This is a genomic window from Staphylococcus sp. mip270_02, from assembly GCF_054031535.1.
In genome coordinates, this window is the sequence record NZ_CM132934.1 from 936,236 (window position 1) to 960,248 (window position 24,013).

Genomic DNA, 24,013 nt, shown 5'->3' on the forward strand with positions numbered 1-24,013 from the left:
TTAATTTTATTAATTGATGTATCTTGTTATATATAGGTTGATAAAATATCTAAGCAAAAACGGCTATTTATTTAGTTGTATTTAGCGAAACATGAATAAATTAGGGCTATATGTGCTCATGTTTTTACTTATTCTAGGATTTGTATAACATCCACAGGTAGCCCTAAATTTATTAGGAAATAGTTGAAATTGAATATATACATAGAAAGGAATTGACCCATGTTAAGTATTAAAAACTTATCTAAAGTCTATGGCGGCGGTAAAAAAGCTGTGAATAACATTTCATTAGAGGTTGAATCTGGTGAATTTATAGCATTTATTGGTACGAGTGGTAGTGGTAAGACAACTGCCTTAAGAATGATAAATAGAATGATAGAAGCAACTGAAGGCCAAATTACAATTAATGGCAAAGACGTCCGTAAGATGAATCCAGTGGAATTGCGTAGAAAAATTGGTTACGTTATACAACAAATTGGATTAATGCCACATATGACTATTAGGGAAAATATTGTTTTAGTACCTAAGTTATTGAAATGGTCACAAGAAAAGAAAGAAAAAAAAGCAAAAGAATTAATTAAATTAGTCGACTTACCTGAAGAATTTTTAGATAGATATCCATCACAACTTTCTGGTGGTCAACAACAGCGTATAGGTGTTGTTAGAGCATTGGCGGCTGAACAAGATGTTATTCTGATGGACGAGCCTTTTGGGGCATTGGATCCAATTACTAGAGACACGCTACAAGATTTAGTTAAAGAGTTACAACAAAAACTAGGTAAAACATTTATATTTGTCACTCATGATATGGATGAGGCTATCAAGCTAGCCGACAAAATTTGTATTATGTCAGAAGGTCAAGTGGTTCAATATGACACACCCGACAATATTTTACGTCATCCAGCAAACGACTTTGTACGTGACTTTATTGGTCAAAACAGATTAATACAAGATAGACCTAACATGCGTACAGTTAAAGATGCGATGATTAAACCAGTTACAGTACATGCAGATAGTACATTAAATGAAGCAGTAGAAATTATGAGGGCACGTCGTGTCGATACTATTTTTGTAGTAGGTAACAATAGCAGATTATTAGGTTACTTAGATATTGAAGATATCAATCAAGGTTTAAGAACGCGTAAGGATCTTATTGATATGATGCAACGTGATATTTATAGAGTGAGGATAGACAGTAAATTACAAGACTCTGTTCGTACAATCCTTAAGAGAAATGTAAGAAATGTACCAGTAGTGGATAGTGATGGTAAAACATTGATTGGATTAGTTACGAGAGCCAATTTAGTAGATATCGTTTATGACAGTATTTGGGGAGAATTAGATGAGGATGTTAGTGCTACTGAAGCTGCAATTGTAGAGCCCGATAATGTAGGAGCTGATATATAATGAAACAATTCATAGAGCAATATGGTGGTCAACTGATTTCTAAAACAGTAGAACACTTTTATATCTCAATGATCGCTTTGCTAATCGCCATTGTAGTAGCTGTACCTTTAGGAATAATTCTATCCAAGATGAAAAGAACTTCAAACATTGTGCTTACAGTTGCTGGTGTATTACAAACGATTCCTACATTAGCTGTACTTGCGGTCATGATACCAATTTTTGGCGTGGGAAAATTACCAGCAATCATAGCTTTATTTATCTATGTACTTTTACCAATATTAAATAATACTGTTTTAGGTGTTAAAAATATCGATAGTAATATTAAAGAAGCGGCAATAAGCATGGGTATGACACGTTTTCAATTAATGAAAGATGTGGAATTGCCATTAGCCTTACCGTTGATTTTAGGTGGTATTCGATTATCATCAGTTTATGTAATCAGCTGGGCTACACTTGCGAGTTATGTCGGCGCCGGCGGTTTAGGTGACTTTGTATTTAACGGATTAAACTTATACGATCCATTGATGATTGTAAGTGCTGCAGTGCTTGTCACAGCATTAGCATTAATTGTAGATCTATTACTATCATTAGTTGAAAAATGGGCAGTGCCAAAAGGATTAAAAGTATCCAGATAAATTAAGGAGGACATTATGAAACGATTGAAACAGTATTGTATCGCGCTTGTACTGTGTCTGACGGTGTTATCTGGATGTAGTTTACCCGGTTTAGGTGGAAATAGCTCAGACAACGAAGTCAAGATTACAGCGCTTGCGACGAGTGAATCACAAATTATGTCTCATATGTTGAGACTTTTAATAGAACATGATACAGATGGAAAGATTAAACCAACATTAATAAATAACTTAGGATCGAGTACAATCCAGCACAACGCTCTTGCAAATGGTGATGCAAATATGTCTGGTGCTCGTTACAATGGTACAGACTTAACAGGTGCATTAAATGAAGATCCTATTAAAGATCCCGAAAAAGCAATGAAAGCTACCCAAGAAGGTTTCCAAAAGAAATTTAATCAAACGTTCTTTAATTCATATGGTTTTGCAAATACATATGCGTTTATGGTTACAAAAGAAACAGCTAAAAAATATAATTTGGAAACAGTTTCTGATTTGAAAGCACATAGTGATGAATTAAAACTAGGTGTCGATAGTTCATGGTTAAATCGGGAAGGTGACGGTTATCCAGGGTTTACGAAAGAATATGGATTTAAATTTAATACAGTTAGACCGATGCAAATTGGTTTAGTATATGATGCATTAAATTCTAAAAATCTCGATGTAGCAGTAGGGTATTCAACAGATGGAAGAATTGCGGCATATGATTTAAAAGTGTTGAAAGATGATAGACGCTTTTTCCCACCTTATGCAGCTAGTTCGGTAGCAACAAATGAATTATTAGATAAATATCCTGAATTAAAACCGATTATTAATAAGTTAGAGAAGAAGATTTCAACAAGTGAAATGCAAGAGCTTAATTATCAAGCTGATGGTAAAGGCAAAGAGCCGGCAGTTGTTGCAGAAAACTTCTTGAAAAAACATAACTATTTTGAAAATGATAAGAAGGGTGGTCAAAACTAATGGAGGGTAATCTATTACAGCAATTAGTCGAATATTATTCAGTAAACTTTGGCTACCTTTGGGATTTATTTATTAAGCATTTACTTATGTCTGTGTATGGCGTGTTGTTTGCAGCAATTGTGGGTATTCCGCTAGGTATTATTATAGCTAGATATAAGAAACTATCATGGACGATTATTACGATTGCGAATATTATACAAACTGTACCTGTTATAGCAATGCTTGCTATTTTGATGTTAGTTATGGGCCTAGGACCAACGACAGTAGTAGTAACGGTATTCTTATACGCTTTATTACCGATTATTAAAAATACTTTTACAGGTATCGTGGGCGTAGATGAAAATATTAAAGATGCCGGTAAAGGTATGGGTATGACACGTAACCAAGTCTTACGTATGATAGAGTTACCATTAGCTTTATCTGTTATCTTAGGCGGACTAAGAATTGCGCTTGTTGTAGCTATTGGAGTTGTCGCTGTGGGGTCATTTATTGGCGCACCGACCTTAGGTGATATTGTAATCCGTGGGACAAATGCTACAGATGGCACAACATTTATTTTAGCTGGTGCTATACCTATTGCATTAATTGCAATTTTAATAGATGTCGTATTAAGATTATTAGAAAAACGATTAGACCCCACGACTAGAACACAGAAGAAACAAAAGCATAGACCTCAGGGTATTAATCAGTAATGAAAGTAGTGAAATGATATGGCGTTGTTAACGATAAATTACAAATCCAAAACTATTGGTATGAACCACCAATTTATAGCAATTTTACCTGAAGATGTTAGTTATTTTAATACGAAGATAGAGCCTAAACAATTAAAGACAATGTTATTGTTACATGGTTTATCAAGTGATGAAACTTCTTATATGCGCTATACAAGTATTGAACGTTATGCAAATGACCATCAAATTGCAGTTATTATGCCTAACGCTGACCATAGTGGTTATAGTAATATGAAATTTGGTCATAAATACTTTGACTATGTATTAGAAGTATTAGATTATGCACATCAAATCTTACCATTATCACAGAAGAGAGAGGATAACTTTATTGCAGGCCATTCTATGGGAGGATATGGAACGATAAAATATGCCTTAACACAAGGTCATCGTTTTGCTAAAGCTTGCCCATTATCATCTGTATTTAATGCACAAACCTTTATAGACATTGATTGGAATGACTTTTCAGGCCAAGCAATTGCAGGTGTAGATAAAATGACACAGGATACAGAACTTGATCCGTATTATTTAGTAGATAAAGCAATAGCTGAAAGCAAAGTAATACCAGAGTTACTTATTATGTGTGGAACAGAAGATCAACTCTACGAAGACAATAAACAGTTTATATCATATTTGGACGCGCAAAAAGTACCTTACCAATTTGAAGATGGAGCTGGTAAGCATGATTATGCTTATTGGGACAAGGCAGTAAAACGTGCAATTGAATGGTTCATAGGGTAAATAGCAATTTAAAACAATGATTTAGCATAAATAAAAAACCTCAATCATAAAAATGGTTGAGGTTTTTTGACTTGAAAAGTTGATTGTATAAACGATAAAGAAAAAATTAGTTATCATTACTATTATTTAAAGTAATATTGTTGCAAGAATTGGAGCAACAACTACTACAATTACACCGACAATAACTAATGAAATAGATGCCATTGAAGCTTCTGTTTCACCAAATTCTTGTGCTGAAGAGACGCCTAAGGAATGCCCACTTGTGCCAAGTGCAAGGCCACGAGCGATAGGATTGGTAATATTAAATAGTTTGATTAACTTTGTACCGAGTGCGTAAATAATTACGCCATTTAATATAACAGCTAATGAAGTTAGTTCTTTAATTCCACCTATGTCCGCTGAAACAGGTAGTGCAATAGCAGTTGTCGCACCTTGAGGTAACATAGATGCAATAATGCCATTAGAAAATTGGAATGCTTCAGCTATTAAGTAAATGCAAATTAGTGCTGCCGTGGTACCTAATGTAATACCTCCTAGTACTTGTTTCCAGTATTTTTTTAAAACATCACGTTTTTTATATAAAGGAATAGCGAAACATATAGTAGCCGGTTCCAGGAAGAAATTAATGATGTCTCCGCCAATTTTATAATTTGCATAATCTATGCCAGTAAATTTTAGAAATGCTATACCTACTACCATACTTACAAATAGCGGTGTGAATAAGAAAAAGCCATTAGTTTTTTTAAATAAAAATGTGGCTATAATAAATGGTATCAATGAAAGTAAAATACCGAAATAGGGCGTGTTAATAGCTAAATGTTCAATCATAATTTATCCTCCGCAAGTTGTTTTTGTGGTCTTTTTCTTGGAATAAAGGATTTAGTTATAAGCATTTGAGCAAAGAACCCTGTACATAATAACAATAAGAGTGTTGAAATAATGATTAATAAAATAATTAGGATAGGGCTCGTACTTAAAACGCCTAGTGAATTAATAACTGATACACCTGCTGGGACAAATAGAAAACCAATATTGTTCGTTAACGTTGTACCGACTTTCTCGACTTGACCAAGTTTAATAATACCTGTACATAACGCTATAAATAATAACACAAGACCTATAACTGAAGCGGGCATAGGAATTGGCATGAAACTTTCGATAATATTTGAAATGAGCATGATAATAGCAATCACAAGTGCTTGATGGAAAAAATTATATGTTTTTGAATGCTGAGTTTGTTCTGCATTTTGTTGTTTGTTTGCTTCCATAATTAAAGTTCCTCCCGAATTAATCTTGGGTTAATTATAGAATGAAAGCGATTACTTTAGTTGGATTGACAAGCGACTTACTAGACGTTATCTCTGAAATGCATAAATTAGAACTTGAAAATCAAGATAACCCCATATCTTGTTTGAATGATTTCATATAAGAGCGACTCACTTGGAATTTTAATTGATTAGTCATGGTTAATTGATAAGTATAGTTGAACCAATGTTCAATTGTTTGAATATGTGTCTTGTTAATTAAAGTGGCACGATGAATTCTCATAAATTGAGTAGTGTCTAATTTTTTTTCATAATGGTTCAACGGTTCAGAAGTTTCAAATTCATTGAGTGTCGTATTTATCGTTGTGACCCCGTTATTGACGGAAATTGCGATAATATCATCTAAATTAATAATATGAATACGCTCGTTAACTTCAATAGGGAGTACGTTTGGCCTATTCTCAAGTTTGTTGTGTGTCTCATTATGGTTATTATCATTATTTATAAAATTTTGTTGTTCGATATTTGAGTTAAGCACTTGTTCAACTTTATGGATAGCTTGTGCGATTCGTTGTTGCTCAAATGGTTTTAAAATATAGTCAATAGCATCTAATTCAAACGCCTTTACCGCAAAAGTATCATGTGCAGTAGCGAAAATAATCAAAGGGCGATGTTTCATTTTTTTAATTTTATTAGCTAAATCCAGACCACTTTCATCCATTAAATTAATATCTAAAAAAATAACATCGTAGTTATCATAAAGTAATAATTCTAAAGTTTCAGAGATATTTTCGGCTTCTTTAATTAAATCAAATGAACGAATTTGATTTAATAAATAGTGTAGTTCATTACGTGCTAGCGGTTCATCATCTACGATAATTGCCTTCATAATTTACCCCTCCTCTGTAGTGTGATGTGGAATGGTACAACTTACTTTTGTACCTTGTTTATTTGATTCAAAATGAAGTTTAGCTTTATAGCCAAATAAACCATCTAATCTTTGATTTAAATTTTCTAATGCACTTCCTGTACCAGATTCTGAATAAACACTAGTTTTTCCGATTTTATCAAGTTTACTTAATGGTATGCCTTGTCCATTATCTGAGACAGAAATATTTAATCCGTAGTTATTTTGGTGAGCTTTTACAATAATATTGTTGTCATACTTTCTATTTTTAAATGCATGTTTAATTGCATTTTCTACAAGGATTTGAATCGCAAAAGGTGGCACTAAAGCACCATAGCTTGAATCAGCGATATCAAAACTAACATTAAAACGATCTGGATAACGCGCTTGTTCTAATGATAAATAAGCCTCAACCTGCTGTAATTCCTTTTCTAAAGAAATGGTATTATTACGTGTACCTTGCAAATTTGAACGGAAAAATTGACTGAGTTGTAATAATAATTCTCTTGCTTTTTCACTATCGATTCGTACTAATGCTGAAATAGTATTAATTGAGTTAAAGAAAAAGTGAGGCTTAACTTGAGCTTGGAGCGACTTAATCTCAGCATCTCTTATTAACGCATTTTGCGTTTCAGCTTGTCCAAGCTCAAGTTGGCTAGAAAATATATCTGCTAGACCGGTTGCAAGCTGTTTATCGGAAAAGTTAACGTCATGCTTATTAGTAAAATAGAGTTTTAATGTACCGACTACTTCATTTTTTACATGTAATGGCATAACAATAGCAGCTTCTAGCGGACAACCAGGGTGGTTACAACCAATATCTTCACTTGAATAAGCTTCTTTTAAAGTTCCAGTTTGAATAGCAATTTTTGATAAATCTGTAATAATTGCTTTTTGTGCAACGTGATGATCACTTGCAACACCAACGTGAGTTAATATGTCTTTACGATTTGTAATAGCAACTGCTGAAACACGCATTAGGTTTAGAATGATTTCAGCAGCTTGTTTAGCGGATTGCTCATTTAAACCTGAACGGAAATAAGGTAATGTCTGGTTAGCTAATTGTAAAACATCATGAGTTTGGATTGCACGGGTTTCTTCTTCTTTCTTAATTGTTGAAAGGATGATAGATAAGAATATAGCTGTACCTATTGAATTTATAGATATCATAGGTAAGGCAATAAGTTTTACTAACGTCCATGCGTGTACGGTATTATCAGAAAATACTAAAATACAAAGCATTTGAATAATTTCTGTAGCACCACCGATGAGCGCGCCTTTTACAATAGTTGGATACCTATTAGCTCGCATAGCTTTATGACCAAAATAACCTGAAACAAGGGCAATAATGATAGAAGAAATTAAATATATGTATGCATCTGCACCTCCGATATAGACACGGTAAATCCCTGAAATCAGTGCTACAGCTAAGGCAACGAATGGACCACCGATTAGTCCTGATACTCCAATTGTTAATACACGTGTATTTGCTAACGATGCATCAGGGCTCAAATGATTATAGACCGTACCGTTGATAATTTCATCACCGCGAATTTGTACTCCAGTAAAATTTGAAAGCATGGAGAAACAACCAAATATGATAATCAATTGCCATTGCGAACGTCGCTTTTCTCGGTCATTCATCATCGATTTAAAATGATTAATATTCATTAAAATATATGCAATCAGTATAATTAAACCAACGCGTTCTAATAATAAGATAAATAAATTTAACATGGTTTCACCTTTTTTTAATTAGTTTGACATGGTTGATTATACATAATTTTATAAAATTATGAGTTTTATGTGAATTATTTTTTATAAATTATATCCAATGTACCAATATAGCAGTGATGAGAGGGAAGAATCAAATTACTCTCTATGTAAATAACTACATAATTGACGCAGTTCTTTAGCATTATTAAGAGTTAAGTGTTATTTTATTAATATTGGCTTTTAAAAGGATTTGTAAAAAATGTAGATATTAATATAAAATTAATTGCATATAATTATTGCAGAATTTTAAACCAATTGTATATTAAAAGATTAGTTTTGAAATAGATATAGACTTTTTTAGCGGTTTTTCAGTTTGTATGGAGAATAGCGTTAAAGGCGTGTATACCTGTTTTGAAATGTGATCTATGTGTTTACGGGAAATATAGGAGGAAAAAAGCATATGGAATCAACACATTCGTTTGAAGGAGATAATAAACTTCTTGTTGGTATTTTCTTAGGAGTCATTACATTTTGGTTGTTTGCACAATCATTAGTAAATATTATTCCAGATTTAGAATCATCATTTGATACGAATTATGGAACAATAAATGTGGCTGTAAGTTTAACTGCATTATTATGTGGTTTATTTGTAGTAGGAACAGGAGGGCTTGCTGATAGATATGGCAGGGTGAAAATGACCTATATCGGATTGATATTAAGTATTGTTGGTTCGTTATTAATCATAATACCAGGGTTTATGCCATTACTTGTTGTTGGACGCGCGATTCAAGGGTTATCTGCAGCATGTATTATGCCTTCAACTTTGGCAATTATCAATGAATATTATATTGGTAGTCGTCGTCAGCGCGCATTGAGTTATTGGTCAATCGGTTCTTGGGGAGGCACAGGAGTTTGTTCGTTATTTGGCGGTGTAATGTCTACGTTTATTGGTTGGAGATCAATATTCATTATTTCAATTCTTGTAGCATTAATGGCAATGTTTCTAATGAGACATACACCAGAAACAAAAGCCGTACAAACTGAAGAAACAAAACAAGCTAAATTTGACATAGTAGGTCTTATTATTTTAATTATTGCAATGCTAAGTGTTAATTTGATTATTACAGAATCATCTGATTATGGGCTTTTCTCACCATTTATCATGGCACTAATTGTTGTATTTATTATTTCAACACTTTGCTTTTTATATTATGAAGGTAAAGTTAAAAATCCACTTATAGATTTTAAACTATTTAAACATAAAGGTTATAGTGGTGCTACAATCTCTAACTTTTTATTAAATGCAGTGGCAGGGACACTTATTGTCGCTAATACGTATTTCCAATCAGGATTACATTTTAGTTCCTTCCAATCTGGTGTCATGTCTATTACGTATTTAGTAGCTGTGCTTGTAATGATTAGAGTTGGAGAAAAAGTGTTACAAAAGATTGGTCCAAGAAGACCGATGCTAATTGGTGCAGCACTTAATGCTATAGGAATTATTTTAATCTCATTCACGTTTTTACCTACGCCAGTTTATATTGTAACTTGTATAATAGGTTATTTAATCTATGGTATGGGGTTAGGTATGTACGCAACACCATCGACAGATACAGCAGTATCAACAGCCCCAGAAGATAAAGTTGGGGTTGCGTCTGGTGTTTATAAAATGGCATCATCATTAGGAAATTCATTTGGTGTCGCATTATCTGGTACTATCTTTACTGTGATGACTGTAGTTTCAAATATACAAGTTGGAGCAATGTTTGGCTTGTGGTTCAATGCAGCATTAGCAATTATCGCATTTTTGGCAGTACTCATATTGGTACCAAAAAATCAATTTAATAATTAACTTAAAACTAATAGAACTTTAAAGTATAGTTATTTATTGTCGAAACGGGATTGCGCATTCAATTTATAGAATTGATTGCGTAATTCCGTTTTTTTATTTTTTGAATTTTTATATAAACTTTGCCATTCATACTATAATTAAGTGAACAAATATTAATTTTACAAAGCTTTTTCATGAGAATATATTGATTATGAAATTAAAAGCATATTATAATTGAGGAAACGTTTACATTAGGAGGGGTTATGTGGCACAGGAACTATGGCAAACTTATGAAGATAGATTGAAATTATTAAAAAATTTAGTTAAACATGAAACGGTTACTAATACTCAAGGTGAGATTGCATTTCCTAATTTTGTAAAGAATCTGCTATTAAAATTGGATTATTTTCAACAGCATCAATCTCAGGTTTTACTTGAAGTTACTGAAGATGAAAAAGAATCTGTTGTAGCTTTTTATCAGGCACCTACTTCTAAAAAAACAATCGTACTAATCAGTCATTTTGATACTGTAGGTGTAGAAGACTTTGGCTCATATAGTGAGTATGCTTTTGATCCTGATGCATTAAAGAATATTTTTAAAGAGAATAGTAGTTATCTTAGTGAAGATGCTATTGAGGATTTAAATCGTGATACATATTTGTTTGGTCGTGGTGTAATGGATATGAAGGCAGGTTTAATGCTACATTTATCCTTAATAGAACAAGCGAGTATTGAAGCATGGGATATTAATTTAATTTTAGTCACAGTACCAGATGAGGAAGTGAATTCTTCAGGTATGCGCAAAGCTGTAGAGACCATTGCAAGATTAAAACAACAACATCAGTTAGATATTCAGCTTCATTTAAACAGTGAACCTACTTTCCAACAGGCAAGTGCAGATGAACAGCACTATATATATTCTGGCTCTATTGGAAAAATAATGCCAGGTGTATTATGTTATGGAAAAGAAACTCATGTAGGAAATCCAATGGATGGATTGAGCTCTAACTTTATGATGAGTTATATTAATCAAGCGATAGAATATAATGGTATATTTAAAGAAACATTTGAAAATGAAACGACACCTTTGCCTGTTTCGTTAATGACAAGAGATATTAAACAAACATACGATGTACAAACACCATTTAGAACAATGGCATTATTTAATATGTTCCTTTTCAAACAGAAACCTGCTGACTTATATAGACAATTTATAGATACAGTAATAAAAGCAACAGAACGTTGTGAAAGTGATTGGTTATCAATTTTAGAAAGTGAAGATATTCCTTTTGATACTAAAATTAATGTACTGACATTTGAACAATTGAAAACATATGCGATTAAACATCATGGTGAAGCATTTGTAAATAAAGAAATAACAGCAGTGATACAGCAAACTAAAGATCTACATTTACAAAGTATTAAAGTGACAGATAGATTAATGCAAATTTGCAGAAATATTGCGCCAGCGGTCGTGACTTTTTTTGCAACGCCATATTATCCAGCAGTTAATACGTCTTATGATGCAAAAGTTGAGGAAACTATTGAATTGGTCCGTCAAACTTTACAAGAACAATTTCAACGTAAAAGTGAACGTATACATTATTTTAATGGTATTAGTGATAGTAGTTATTTGAATTTTTCAGGCGACATGTCTCAAATGATTACTTATCAGCAAAACGCACCTAATTTTAATCAAACTTATTCGATTCCTTTTGAAGCGATACAAGCTATTAGTGCGCCAACCATACTCTGTGGACCAATTGGTAAAGATGCACATAAATTAAGTGAAAGATTACATAAGGATAGTGCATTTATAGAATTACCATTCGTATTAACTCGTATCGTAAAGTCATATATTTAAAACAAGATAAGTAATTATTTGATATAATGTTTTTAAATTTACTAATATTTTAGTATAAGTTTTGAAAAAATAGGGTATTACGATATATTGGTGAAGATATGTACTTTAAAAGTTCCACAAGAAGAAAATGGAGTGGTAAGCACATGCTAGAGGCGTATAAAGATTTTTGGAGAAAATATATAGACTTTAATGGCAAATCAAATAGACTAGAATTTTGGACACCTGTATTAATTCATATCATTATTATATTTATTATTGCGCTCATCGGTGTCGTTTGCTTTATTACAGGTATCTTTATTGTAGCGGCAATACTATCAGCTTTTGTGGGTATATTTGCTCTAGCGATAATCGTACCAATGTTTGCAATTACATTGCGTAGATTTTATGATGCCGGTAGAAAACGTGCAACAGCAATCATATTAATTGTACTGTCTATATTTGTTAATATTACCTTTGATATTATTCAAATCAATAGTGTTGCTATATCATTAAATATTATTTCTTTAATCTGTACAATTATTCTGGTGGTAGAAACATTATTACCATCACGTAATGTTGCTGATTCAGAATTAAAATGGTTATAATTTTATACAATGTCGAAAATAATTTTAAATGTGACGAGTGAGTTTGGAACATACATGTCTAGTCTTAAAACAGTGGTACAGAAATCTAATTTATTTTAGAGAGGTTTCGTCGTCCAGTACCTGCAAAGGTGACTAGAGTTAAAAGAGATAACAGTTTTACCTGAGATGAAGCTCATGTATAGCTGAAACCAACTCAATATACTGATTAAAGCAAAAGAGCTATATACCTTGATATTAAAGGATATAGCTCTTTTGCTTTGGAAATAACTGCAATTTTAACTATTTGATAATAGTAAAAGCTATCAAAATTAGATAACGTAATAAATTTTATTTTCTCTGCTACATAAGTTAAAAATGACGTGAAGTTAGAATGAAAAAGTGAGCAAATTGGAAAGATGGTTATTAGCCATTGTTTTACACAAGTCACCCTCTTTCTAACGGTATTATCGGGAGATATACTTGTATGTTGCCTTTTTTCTATATACAAATTAACATAACTTTAAAATATTATAAAATGTTTAAGGTAGCGTGTACATATTGGCTTGTTATGAAAGACATATTAATCATCGGTGCTAGTCTAGACGGTTTAAGTGCAGGAGTTTTTTGCCTAGTTTTCTATTAGTAATATTTAAAATTACTAATAATTATGACAAAAGGCTATGAACTACTGAAATTCGATAATTTTTATTGTATTTAGAAAATTTAAAATTATAATGTAGGCATAAGGAGGGGTATTATGGAGTGGTTAAAGTTAATTGGTATTCTAATTATTATATTGGGATTCCTGTTTAAGATTGATACGATTGCAGTGATTTTAATTGCTGCTGTTGTTACTGGTATCGTGTCTGGGTTAGATTTTTATTCCATTTTAGAAACACTAGGTAAAGCGTTTGTTGATAATCGTTTAGTTACATTATTTATATTAACGTTACCGATGGTCGGTTTGATTGAACGGTTCGGTTTAAAAAAGCAAGCTTCTAACATGATAGGAAAGGTGAAACGAGTTACAAGTGGGCGTCTGATGACAATATATTTAATAATTAGAGAAATAGCTGGCGTGGCTTCAATACGTATCGGGGGTCATCCTCAATTTGTTCGCCCACTGATTAATCCAATGGTACAAGGTGCGTTAAAAACTAGATATAATTTGAAAGACGATGAAGTTGATGAAGCAGATATCGAAAAGATAAAAGCACAAACTTCTGCAATGGAAAACTATGGAAACTTCTTTGGACAAAATTTATTCGTTGGTGCTGCAGGGGTTTTATTAATGGTAGGGACATTTCAATCATTAGGTATTAAGGTAGACGCAATTGAATTAGTACTGGCGTCAGTACCCATAGCACTAATTGTATTAGTGCTTGTCTGGCTTAATAATATAAGATTTGATAAATATTTAGAGAAAAAATATGACTCAAAGCAGGTGAAACGTGATGAGTGAACAAGTATTAAATAATATCTTAGAAGTTTTTTATATTTTAATAGGTTTACAATTACTATACACTGCGTTTCGAATTTTGAAATCTTCTATACATAAAAAGAAATATGGCACAGCATTATTTTGGATTTTGCTAGCTGCAACATTTATTGTTGGTCCATATATTCCAAATGTAATTAATGGTTTATTTATTTTAATTATGGGGGTACTGACTTTATTTAAACAAGTGACAATTAATAATATTGTCGATGTAACTGAAGAAGAAGGGGTGCATGGTGCTCAAAAATATGGAAATAAACTATTTATTCCAGCTATCATTTTAGCGATTGCGGCAATCGCTGTTTCAAATTGGACTCCTTTAGGTGGTGCAATAGGTTTAGGTGTTTCTTCTATATTAGGGTTAATAGCTGCATATATAGTAATTAAACCTAAAATAAAATATGTATTTTATGATAGTGACCGACTAACACAACAAATTGGTACTGTGGGTATATTACCTCAATTTTTAGCTGCTTTAGGAGTATTATTTACAGTAAGTGGAGTTGGAGATGTCATATCGAAAGGTATTTCATCGGTATTACCCGAGGGAAATCACTTGGTAGGTGCGACTGCATATATATTAGGCATGGTATGTTTTACTATGTTAATGGGAAATGCTTTTGCCGCTTTTACAGTAATTACTGCAAGCATTGGTATTCCGTTTGTCATCGCACAAGGTGGAGATCCTGTTATCGCAGGTGCGCTAGCTATGACTGGAGGATTTTGTGGCACTTTGCTAACACCAATGGCAGCTAATTTTAATACATTGCCGGTAGCATTGTTAGAAATGAAACAAGAATTTGGGGTTATCAAAGCACAAGCGCCGATTGCACTTATACTTATAGTAATACATATTGGCTTAATGTATGTATGGGCGTTTTAACTGATTTCAATTAAAAAGGGGCGTTTTAAAATGAGAATCTTAATAACTGGATTTGATCCATTTGGTGGAGAAGAAATTAATCCTGCGTTAGAAGCGGTGAAACTATTACCAGATAATATTGAAGAACATACGATAGATAAGTTAGAAATACCAACAGTCTTTCATAAAAGTAAACATGTAATCGAAGCACGTTTGAAACAATATGATTATGATATTGTGTTAGCAATTGGACAAGCAGGCGGAAGGTTTGAATTAACACCAGAGCGTGTTGGTATTAACGTCGATGATGCCCGAATAGCAGATAATGAAGGTCAACAACCGATTGACGAATGTATTCATCCTGATGGAGCACAGGCGTATTTTTCAAACTTACCTGTAAAACGCATGACTGAAGCTATTAAAGCAAGTGGTGTACCTGCACGTTTATCTAATACGGCTGGAACTTTTGTATGTAATCATATTTTATATCAATTAGGCTACTTACATGCAACGCAATTTCCTAATATAAAATTCGGTTTTATTCATGTGCCATTTATCCCTGAACAAGTTGTAGATAAACCCGAAAAACCTTCAATGTCTGTGGAAACGATTCGGAAAGGATTAAATGCTGCATTAGAAGCTATCATTGAGTCTGACGAAGATATTAAAGTAGCACTTGGAGAAACACATTAAAGTAAATGTTAACAAATGCTATTGAATAATATAAACAAAGGGGCTACGAGATCTTTAAAAAAAGATTTCCTAGCCCTTTTTATTTGAATTTAATTTAATTATCATGTTCAGTACGTGTGTAATCCATGCGAATTTCGTTATATGTTTTGCCGAAGAAAGTAGGTTGTTTATATGGTGTTTTTTTAAATCCAACTTGTTCATAGAAATTAATAGCGTTAGTATTTTCTTCTACAACCCAGAGTGTCACGTTATCTGGATAAGACAGCTCTAGTGCTCGTTGTGTTAAAGCATATCCAATCATATGACGTTGATATGCTTCTAAAAGATACAATGCGTATATCTCACTCCAATTGTCAGATTCTGAAATAGATTTCGTTTTACCATAAGTGATAAATCCTACAATCTCATCCTTAACAGTTGCAACTAAGGTAGGAAGATCGTGTATAGAGGACTTCTTGATAAATTGTTCTTTATCAAGATTTTCTAGGTAGTCGTTTTCAGAAATATGGTTATATGTTTTTAACCAGCTCTCGTAATGGACATTGGCTTTACCATGACGATCTTCCTCCGTCAACGCTCTAATTGTAAAATCCATAGAATGCCCCCTTGCTAAACTAAATTGATATTATTATAGCATCATTATTTTAAAAAAAGAAATTTTTCAATTCAAAAAATTATAAAAAGTAAAAATATTAAGTGATAAAATAACAAAGTTTTAAAATACGTTTAAGTCAATTTACGTTCATCTAACTCACCTTGAAGATGAATTGCTTTGTTGTATGCCAGTTTACTGTAATAAGAATGCGCAAAATGCATTTGAATAATTAAAAATAATCCACCAACAGTCCAATATAACCCAAGTGCTGCAGCAGAGTGTAGGGAAATATACGTAATAAATATAGGTGATAAAATCATCAATACATAGTGTGTTTTTCTTTGATCTTTAGGATAATGACATGCATTGACTAATGGTTGGAAGAAATATATTATTGCTGCAATTAGTGAAATCCAAAAATTAGGTTCGGTTAAGTTGAACCACAAAAAGTCTGGATAACGATCAATACCATCTCCTGTAGGATACTTTAAAGTTATTATTAAAGCGAATAATATAGGTAATTGAATAAGTATCGGCAAACATCCTAGAACATTTTTTAAAGGATTAATATCATATTGTTTATAAAGATCTATTAGTGATTTTTGTGCTTCGTTTTTTTCTTCTTGTGAATTCGCAATTTTAATATTGTTTCTTAACTCATCAATCTGAAATTGGACAATTTTTGTTTTTTCGCGCATCATATGCATATTTTTTACTTGTGCAAGCATAAAAGGAAGTAGAAAAAGCCTTATTAGTAACACGATTGTGATGATTGCTAAACCATAATTATCTCTGTACAAATGTCCTAATCCATGTAACAACATGTCTATGGGTTGGACAAAAATTGAATAAAATAAACCATTTCTATCTTCATCATTAGAATAATCACAACCAGCTAAAAATAAGGGGACTAATAATACTAAGCGCCTTTTCCAATACATAATATATTTCCTCCGATTAATGTATTATTAAATATAACTTTAACACAACTCAAATATTATTTTAAAGTTTTTGAAAAACAAAGTTAGCTGCATATTTTATATTGTAATAATGAAAAAGTCACTGCCCCCAATGTGAAATAGGATGTAGTGACAGTCGTTTTATTTTGAAGTTAAGATTATTTCATTGTAATTAATATGTTCTCTTACTTGTGCAGCAACATGCGCGTCTATTTGTTTATTTTGGATTAGTTCATCAAGATACGTTCTCTGAATGTATAATCCTTCTAATTTATGCGCTTCAGTGATTGTGTCTGGTGTTTCATTTTGTGTATTACGATTTCTTCTGATTCTGTGAAGTCTGTTGTAATACTGGTTTAAGACAATATTTACTTCTAATACGTTTTCGTTAGTTTGCTCTTCCTTTAAACGCAGTGAAACATTATGATGTACGATACGCATAACTTTCTTCACTTCTTGAAAATTCGATTGAAATTGCTTTAATTGTGAACTTTCTACATGTTTCTTTGCTCTCCATCTTAAGATTAACATTTTAATCACAACTTTAAATTTATGAACAGCTGATGATTCCTTAAATTGTTTTGAAGTTTCTATAGCTGAGCGATAGTTCAAAATCGTTTGACGGTCAACTTTATTTTGAGTTACTAAACGTTCTAACGTTTCTGTCTCTATTTCGCTAGCAATCGTTTCTAGTCGTTTTAATTCTTTAGCATTATTTTCTTCAGGTGTCATCTGCAGTAGGAAGAATAGTTCATCAAAATAATCAGAAATAATGCTACTATAATTTGTTGATGGGTGTGTATTAGACTTTGTTTTAAAATGTTTAATAACGTGTTGTACTATATAAATTTTGGCAACCGCATAGCTCATAGTGGTTGATGTTGGTTTCTCTTCCGAAGGTGTAATAATAGGTAGCACGATTTGAGCCATGACTAAACTAATAATTACCATTAATGAGGCAATAAATAGTAAATCATTTTTATAAGTAAAGGTTTGTTGTTGTGCTAATAATGTAGGTAATGTTAATGCCATAGATAGAGAAATTGTTCCGTGGATCCCACACATTGTCATAATGAACGCATAGTGTGCACGTTTTGGCGGTACTTCATATTGGTCATTGAGATAAGATTGAATGTTATTTGGATAGTAAAATTGTTTGAATAATATAAAGACCCATATAAAACGGAAAGCATAAATAGCTAGTGCAATTAGTAATGTTGTAATGATCAGGAATATAATGTTCTGCGGTTCGTCTTTGAATATTGCAGAAACAACTTCAGGTACAATGTAACCTAATACAACAAAGACAAAGCCATTAAGAACATAACTTAATGTACTCCATATCTGGTTATAGTTCATTTGTAGCTCGGTTTGAGCACGAATCAATCGTTCACGTTCAAATCCATGTATTAATCCAGCCACTACAACTGCAATGATACCCGATGCATGCAACATTTCGGAGATGAAATAGACGACGAAAGGTGTTAATAATTGAATGAAAATCATTGTATTACCATCTTTAAGACCTTTGTGCATGGATAGATAAACACGTAGTCGTACAATCATAAAGCCAAAAATTGCACCTATCAATATGCCTAGAATAGTTGAAATAATAAATTGTTCTATTGCATCGAATGCAGAAAACGCACCAGTAACAAGTGCTGTAACAGCAATTTTGAAGGAGATAATACCAGCAGCATCATTTAATAACGATTCACCTTCTAAAATAGTTAATGCACCCTTAGGTAATATTTTACCTTTAGTAATAGCTTGTACAGCGACTGCATCTGTTGGGCATAAAATGGCTGCTATTGCGAAGGCAGCAGGCATTGGTAACTCAGGCCAAATCCATCCGATGAAATAACCTACGCCTATCACAGTTGTAAATACTAACGCCATTGCCATTAAAATAATAGGTTTGCGATATTCTAACAGTTTAGACCGAGATACATGTGTCCCCTCAACAAACAGTAATGGGGCAATCACAGCCATCATAAATACTTCTGGTTCAAATTCAAAGTGTAAAGGGATAGGGAGAATATATAAACAAACACCTAACCCAATTTGAATGAACGCCATTGGTATCTTTGGAAACTTGTTATGTATAATTGAACTTATAATTACTGCTATAATAAATATTAAAAAAGCTTCTAATAATAACATACTTACTCCTTATTTTTTTGATTGTTTTATATTACCATTATCACCAAAGCATAGATAGTAATTTTTTTGGAAATATAATAGACTTCAATATTTAATTAATTTATAGGCTCATGATTTAAAAATGAATATACAAATATGTCATAATAGAGCTGTTAAGATAATAGAGGATTGTGATAGTAATGAAAATAGGTGTCATATCAGATTTGCATATTGATCGCCATAAGAAATTAACACCAGAGGATTATACACACGAATTAGTAAAAGCCATACAGAAACAAAAGATAGAACTCTTACTTATTGCAGGAGATATTTCTAATAATTATAAATTAACGCATCGATTTATCGATGGTGTAGAGACGCAATCACATATAAAAATATTATTTATTCCAGGAAATCATGACTTTTGGGCTACAGATACGGATGCATCGTCCGCTGAAATTTTAGATTACTATATGAATATGGAAGCGTGTTTGATAGGGAATCCTTATCACCTCAATGATTCATGGGCGATTGTTGGTAATACAGGTTGGTATGACTATACGTATGCAAGTCCAGAATTTTCACTTGAGCGCATTGCTCGTAGAAAATACTACGGTGCAACTTGGCAAGACAAAATCAAAATAGACTGGCCTATAGAAGATAGAAAGCTATCAGCTATTGCAGCAAAACAAACAATTAAAGACATGGAGGAAGTGAAGCATAAGCGTATTATTTTAATGACGCATATTGTAACACACCCTAAATTTGCTGTGCCAATGCCTCATAGAATATTTGATTATTTTAATGCTTTTATTGGGACTTCTGATTTTGATGAGGTTTATCAGCGATATGATATTCGATATAGCATTATGGGGCATGTTCATTTTAGAAACTCTTTTGAAGAACAGGGGATAACATATATTTGCTCGTGTCTTGGTTATCAAAGAGAATGGCGTTCTAATAATATAGAACAAGAAATCAATCATGCTTTATATACAATTAACGTATAGTGAAAGAAGCGACCATAAATATTAATGGTCGCTTCTTTTATTGTAATAATCTATAGTAATTCCTAATATGACTAATTGATAAGCGACCCATTTTTGTTAAGATAACACAAAAATAGTTATGGTTGAATATGAAAACTCAAACGGCCGGGCGCGTCATAACTTTGTGCTAACTTTGATTTTTTAATTTTTATTATTTGATATTTATTAGGCATTAGTGCTGGAAATACAATTAATCTTCCCATATGAGACCAAAGCGGATCGATGTAATAGTAATAATCATCATCATAGCCAATGAGTAAAGTGACATGAATATTAGACACCAATTTAGTAAGTTGATTATCAAATTTATAAGTACGACGCAAAGGTCGTTGTCCGAGTACAGTATGATAAATAACAACGGGTTGACCATTGTCTAAAATTGCACATAAATCAGTTAACGACTGACCAGTACTATCTATAATTTTGGGGTCATATCGTTTGAGATGTGGAACGAGAGCGGAAGGGAAAATAGTTTGATGATGTCCCCATTTAATCCATAAGTGATGTCCTACATATCCTTTATAAGGGTTATTTTTATGTTTAGGCCAATGTTTCATTATTTGAGTGGCGGGTATTTTATGCTGATTGAATTGTAACATCATTGCTGTCGATACACCTTCACAGCCCATAATCATTGGTATTGGAAATAATTGACTAATTGGTTTAACAGGTAATATATTTAATTTCATGATGATGCTCTCCCTAATGATTTGTACTTCAAAGTAAAAATGAAGCGATTTTACATTGTATTTATTATATAGCTATTCTTAAAAGTTGCCTATTAAGATGCTTAAGCAATATGGAAATAGCTTAGAATAGATATTGTTAAGATGTTTTGGTTATAATAGCATAAAAAAGAAGGTGGGAGATTACATATGAAACACAGAATAGAAACACTACCAACGTTATCTGTATTAGGAGAAAAAAGAGAATATGCCACTGGACAAAAAGCACAAGAAAATATTTTTATGTTCTGGATGGATTTTGATGAAAGTGGCAAAAAACACGACTTATTGAAATTAGGTAATGAACATTTACCAGGTCTATTAGGAGTATGTAAACCACTTGATAATGGAGAAATGCATTATTTAATAGGTGTTACGAGCGATGAAGATGATGAAATATGGCAACACACAGAAATAGCAAGCGGGAGATACCTCGTATTTGATGCTGAAGGACCAGTGCCAGGTTCTATAAAAAACGCAATGGAATCTATTAATAGACATATTTTACCAACATTAGATTATGAATTGCGAAATGCGCCATTTTTTGAGTGTTATAAAGAAGGGGAAATTAGAGCTGAAGATTATATTACAGAAATCTGGTTACCGATTGTTTAAACTAAAAGTGAATGCTTAATTAAAATAGGGACAGGATACAAATCAAAAAATTTAAAATTGATTTTGTATACCTGTCCCATTAAGAGTAGCGTAGATAAAAATCATACATATATAATTTTTTCTATCTTAGACATTTTTAGCTAGTTAATCGGTGTTGTTAACCCCATTAGATTACGCATTTCGCTTAATCATGATAGGTTTTAATAGTATTTCCAATAAAATAATTAATATAGCAGTAATAGTTAGGATGATGAGATAAGGCATAACACTGTATTCACCTTTTAAACCAACAAGAGGAGACATAATTCCACCTAAAATAAATTGGAATAAACCAAGCAAACTTGATGCGTTACCACTACCACCTGTTCGAGATTCCATAGCTAATGTGAAACTTAATGGACCAATTCCTGTTACAGGGCATACATTAAGGAAAAAGGCGATGATTAATACCCACAGTGGTAAATGGAATATAAGAGTAAAAATAATCAATACAACACCTGAAATTTGTATTAATGTCAGCAGTACAAGGAGAAAGTAGCGATTGATATATTCAACGAGTAAGGCTGTTAGTTGACTCATAATAATTAAGCCGATACCGTTTAACGCGAATAAAATACTAAATTGTTGTGGTGTCATCTCGTAAATCTTCTGCGTAATAAACGGTGCGGCAGAAGAAAAACTAAAGAGCATCACATAGGTTAATCCTTGCAACAGCATTGGAATGATAAACGCAGGTTTCTTTAGTAGATACCCAAAATCTTTAAATATTAAGGAAAAGTTAAGTTTGGTAAGATCTGTATCTCTCGTTTCTTCCATTTTAAAAAATGCAAAAATTAATATTGCAAAACTGACAATGGTTAAAATTAGGAATATTGCTTTCCAATTTGAAACGCTTAAGGCATACCCGCCGATTAAGGGTGCAAGAATGGTGATAATCCCATTAACAACTAGTAAAGAGGCTAGTCCTTTTGCTAAAGATTTTCCTTTATGCTGATCGCCAATGGACGCTTTGGCGATGACGATAGCGCCTCCCCCAGTTAACCCTTGTATAAGACGTATTACAAGTAACAGTGATAGTGATGTTGTAAATACTGCTGTTAACGAAGCAATGACGTATATTGAAATAATAAGTAATGCAATTTTTTTACGACCATATGCATCAGATAATGGTCCAAATGTAAATTGTCCAATTGCAAGTCCAATCATAGCAAACGACAGTGTAAGTTGTACTTGTGAAGTAGTTGTACCAAAATCACTCTGCACATTTGGTAGTGAAGGGACATACATATCTATTGTTAAAGGCCCAAAAGTAGTCATAATACCCAACATAATAATGACCATCAAAGGTAGTTGGCGATTTGTAATTTTATCCATATAAAGTACTCCTTTAAGCACAGTTAGTTACGTTATTATAATGAAAAATTGAATGTTTAGTAACTAGATTATTATCGCACACGTGAATATAAATGCAATGACAAAATTACATATTTAATACGTGCACATTGTTCGAGATATTATTTTTAATATATAATACAATATATTATGTTAAAATACTGATTAATAAGTAATATATTTTTAAGACATATCTCAAGTTGTTAGACAAGTTATGTTTTATTGTAGTATGGACATTTTAGATTGTCACACAAAGGAGAAAATTGATGCATTTAACCAAGACACAATATGAAATTATAAAATTTATTCTTGTTGGTGGTATTAACACTTTTAATTATTACGTGGTTTATTTATTTTTATTAAAGTTAATTGATATCAATTATTTAGTCAGTCATATCAGTGGATTTGTTGTTAGTTTTATAGTTTCTTATTATCTCAATTGTTATTTTGTATACAAAGTAAAACCGACATGGCGCAAATTTATTCAATTCCCATTAACTCAAGTTGTTAATATGGGGATGCAAACCATCTTACTATATATATTTGTACAATGGTTCCACATCTCATCTGTTATCGCACCATTTGCTGGACTTATTATTACTATACCAATTACGTTTGTATTATCTAAATATATATTAAGAGATTGACATTAAATTAAATTTTGACGAAATGTCATTATATTATTGAGCATTATTAGTTGGCTACCTATGGTTATGGAGTGGCTATGATAATGCTTTTTTATTTATACTGTTATATTTTAGAAAATATCCAGTAGAACGCCGATAGAAATATTTTGAGAGGCGTTTGTGATTTCGAGATTTTTATTTTAATTTTTGCACAATTTAACAGTGTAATTTAGGAATGGCTAA

At 32.3% G+C, this 24,013-nt stretch carries 23 protein-coding genes; 14 read left to right on the forward strand and 9 right to left on the reverse strand.

Annotation, left to right across the window (positions count from 1 at the left end):
• The first annotated feature begins 219 nt into the window (after positions 1-219).
• Genes ACW5YJ_RS04100 through ACW5YJ_RS04120 form a run of 5 tightly spaced genes read left to right on the forward strand, consistent with a single transcriptional unit; the run spans position 220 to position 4,468 of the window.
• A complete protein-coding gene (locus ACW5YJ_RS04100) occupies positions 220-1,404 on the forward strand; it encodes a betaine/proline/choline family ABC transporter ATP-binding protein (protein WP_017722794.1) in 1,185 nt (394 codons plus the stop codon).
• Positions 1,404-2,039, forward strand: a complete 636-nt coding sequence (locus tag ACW5YJ_RS04105; protein WP_017722793.1) for an ABC transporter permease — start codon at positions 1,404-1,406, stop codon at positions 2,037-2,039. The genes ACW5YJ_RS04100 and ACW5YJ_RS04105 overlap by 1 nt, the downstream gene beginning before the upstream one ends.
• A 15-nt stretch (positions 2,040-2,054) precedes the next feature.
• Positions 2,055-2,999, forward strand: a complete 945-nt coding sequence (locus tag ACW5YJ_RS04110; RefSeq protein WP_426432771.1) for an osmoprotectant ABC transporter substrate-binding protein — start codon at positions 2,055-2,057, stop codon at positions 2,997-2,999.
• Positions 2,999-3,691, forward strand: a complete 693-nt coding sequence (locus ACW5YJ_RS04115) for an ABC transporter permease (RefSeq protein WP_017722791.1) — start codon at positions 2,999-3,001, stop codon at positions 3,689-3,691. Before ACW5YJ_RS04110 ends, ACW5YJ_RS04115 begins: the two co-directional genes overlap by 1 nt.
• An 18-nt stretch (positions 3,692-3,709) precedes the next feature.
• On the forward strand, positions 3,710-4,468 hold the full coding sequence (locus ACW5YJ_RS04120; RefSeq protein WP_426432769.1) for an alpha/beta hydrolase: 759 nt from the start codon (positions 3,710-3,712) through the stop codon (positions 4,466-4,468).
• 126 nt (positions 4,469-4,594) lie between these two features.
• Here ACW5YJ_RS04120 and lrgB read toward each other — a convergent pair whose 3' ends face one another.
• From lrgB to ACW5YJ_RS04140, 4 genes are all read right to left on the reverse strand, one after another.
• Complete coding sequence (lrgB, locus tag ACW5YJ_RS04125) at positions 4,595-5,296, reverse strand: antiholin-like protein LrgB (RefSeq protein ID WP_017722789.1); 702 nt, start codon at positions 5,294-5,296, stop codon at positions 4,595-4,597.
• Positions 5,293-5,736 carry an antiholin-like murein hydrolase modulator LrgA gene (lrgA, locus tag ACW5YJ_RS04130; RefSeq protein WP_171916026.1) on the reverse strand — a complete coding sequence of 148 codons (444 nt, stop codon included), beginning with the start codon at positions 5,734-5,736 and terminating at the stop codon, positions 5,293-5,295. Before lrgA ends, lrgB begins: the two co-directional genes overlap by 4 nt.
• 121 nt (positions 5,737-5,857) lie before the next feature.
• Positions 5,858-6,622 carry a response regulator transcription factor LytR gene (locus ACW5YJ_RS04135; RefSeq protein WP_017722787.1) on the reverse strand — a complete coding sequence of 255 codons (765 nt, stop codon included), beginning with the start codon at positions 6,620-6,622 and terminating at the stop codon, positions 5,858-5,860.
• Positions 6,623-6,625: 3 nt separating this feature from the next.
• A complete protein-coding gene (locus ACW5YJ_RS04140) occupies positions 6,626-8,377 on the reverse strand; it encodes a LytS/YhcK type 5TM receptor domain-containing protein (protein WP_457338521.1) in 1,752 nt (583 codons plus the stop codon).
• Positions 8,378-8,816: 439 nt separating this feature from the next.
• Between ACW5YJ_RS04140 and ACW5YJ_RS04145 the strand changes: the two genes are divergently transcribed.
• The 6 genes from ACW5YJ_RS04145 to pcp all read left to right on the forward strand — a co-directional run bounded on the left by ACW5YJ_RS04145 (position 8,817) and on the right by pcp (position 15,667).
• Positions 8,817-10,208 (forward strand): MFS transporter, encoded by a 1,392-nt coding sequence (locus ACW5YJ_RS04145; RefSeq protein ID WP_017722785.1) that lies wholly within the window; start codon positions 8,817-8,819, stop codon positions 10,206-10,208.
• 244 nt (positions 10,209-10,452) lie between these two features.
• A complete protein-coding gene (locus ACW5YJ_RS04150; RefSeq protein WP_457338522.1) occupies positions 10,453-12,051 on the forward strand; it encodes a M20/M25/M40 family metallo-hydrolase in 1,599 nt (532 codons plus the stop codon).
• Between the two features lie 143 nt (positions 12,052-12,194).
• The gene (locus ACW5YJ_RS04155) at positions 12,195-12,635 is read left to right on the forward strand and encodes a DUF805 domain-containing protein (protein WP_107551502.1); all 441 of its coding nucleotides are present in this window, start codon (positions 12,195-12,197) and stop codon (positions 12,633-12,635) included.
• 736 nt (positions 12,636-13,371) lie between these two features.
• Positions 13,372-14,076 carry a DUF969 domain-containing protein gene (locus tag ACW5YJ_RS04160; protein ID WP_107551503.1) on the forward strand — a complete coding sequence of 235 codons (705 nt, stop codon included), beginning with the start codon at positions 13,372-13,374 and terminating at the stop codon, positions 14,074-14,076.
• A complete protein-coding gene (locus ACW5YJ_RS04165) occupies positions 14,069-14,995 on the forward strand; it encodes a DUF979 domain-containing protein (protein ID WP_457338523.1) in 927 nt (308 codons plus the stop codon). Before ACW5YJ_RS04160 ends, ACW5YJ_RS04165 begins: the two co-directional genes overlap by 8 nt.
• Positions 14,996-15,025: 30 nt before the next feature.
• Positions 15,026-15,667, forward strand: coding sequence for a pyroglutamyl-peptidase I (gene pcp, locus ACW5YJ_RS04170; RefSeq protein WP_119603899.1), 642 nt, complete (start codon positions 15,026-15,028; stop codon positions 15,665-15,667).
• 94 nt (positions 15,668-15,761) lie between these two features.
• On the opposite strand, the gene ACW5YJ_RS04175 is transcribed toward pcp, so the two are convergent.
• From ACW5YJ_RS04175 to ACW5YJ_RS04185, 3 genes are all read right to left on the reverse strand, one after another.
• On the reverse strand, positions 15,762-16,262 hold the full coding sequence (locus tag ACW5YJ_RS04175) for a GNAT family N-acetyltransferase (RefSeq protein ID WP_107551506.1): 501 nt from the start codon (positions 16,260-16,262) through the stop codon (positions 15,762-15,764).
• A gap of 131 nt (positions 16,263-16,393) precedes the next feature.
• Entirely contained in the window at positions 16,394-17,203 is an 810-nt protein-coding gene (gene yidC, locus ACW5YJ_RS04180) for a membrane protein insertase YidC (protein ID WP_119603898.1), read from the reverse strand.
• 159 nt (positions 17,204-17,362) lie between these two features.
• Positions 17,363-19,384, reverse strand: coding sequence for a cation:proton antiporter (locus tag ACW5YJ_RS04185; protein WP_457338524.1), 2,022 nt, complete (start codon positions 19,382-19,384; stop codon positions 17,363-17,365).
• Between the two features lie 179 nt (positions 19,385-19,563).
• Here ACW5YJ_RS04185 and ACW5YJ_RS04190 point away from each other — a divergent pair, with 179 nt between their 5' ends.
• Complete coding sequence (locus ACW5YJ_RS04190; RefSeq protein ID WP_457338615.1) at positions 19,564-20,373, forward strand: metallophosphoesterase; 810 nt, start codon at positions 19,564-19,566, stop codon at positions 20,371-20,373.
• Between the two features lie 116 nt (positions 20,374-20,489).
• Here the strand turns inward: ACW5YJ_RS04190 and ACW5YJ_RS04195 are convergent, their stop codons facing one another.
• A complete protein-coding gene (locus ACW5YJ_RS04195) occupies positions 20,490-21,101 on the reverse strand; it encodes a C39 family peptidase (RefSeq protein WP_017722775.1) in 612 nt (203 codons plus the stop codon).
• A gap of 186 nt (positions 21,102-21,287) precedes the next feature.
• On the opposite strand from ACW5YJ_RS04195, the gene ACW5YJ_RS04200 reads away from it, so the two are divergent.
• Complete coding sequence (locus ACW5YJ_RS04200) at positions 21,288-21,752, forward strand: GyrI-like domain-containing protein (RefSeq protein WP_017722774.1); 465 nt, start codon at positions 21,288-21,290, stop codon at positions 21,750-21,752.
• Between the two features lie 171 nt (positions 21,753-21,923).
• On the opposite strand, the gene ACW5YJ_RS04205 is transcribed toward ACW5YJ_RS04200, so the two are convergent.
• Positions 21,924-23,126 (reverse strand): multidrug effflux MFS transporter, encoded by a 1,203-nt coding sequence (locus tag ACW5YJ_RS04205; RefSeq protein ID WP_107551507.1) that lies wholly within the window; start codon positions 23,124-23,126, stop codon positions 21,924-21,926.
• A gap of 284 nt (positions 23,127-23,410) precedes the next feature.
• Between ACW5YJ_RS04205 and ACW5YJ_RS04210 the strand changes: the two genes are divergently transcribed.
• Positions 23,411-23,791: a GtrA family protein gene (locus tag ACW5YJ_RS04210; RefSeq protein ID WP_017722772.1), complete on the forward strand. Its 381-nt coding sequence runs from the start codon at positions 23,411-23,413 to the stop codon at positions 23,789-23,791.
• Positions 23,792-24,013: the final 222 nt, after the last annotated feature.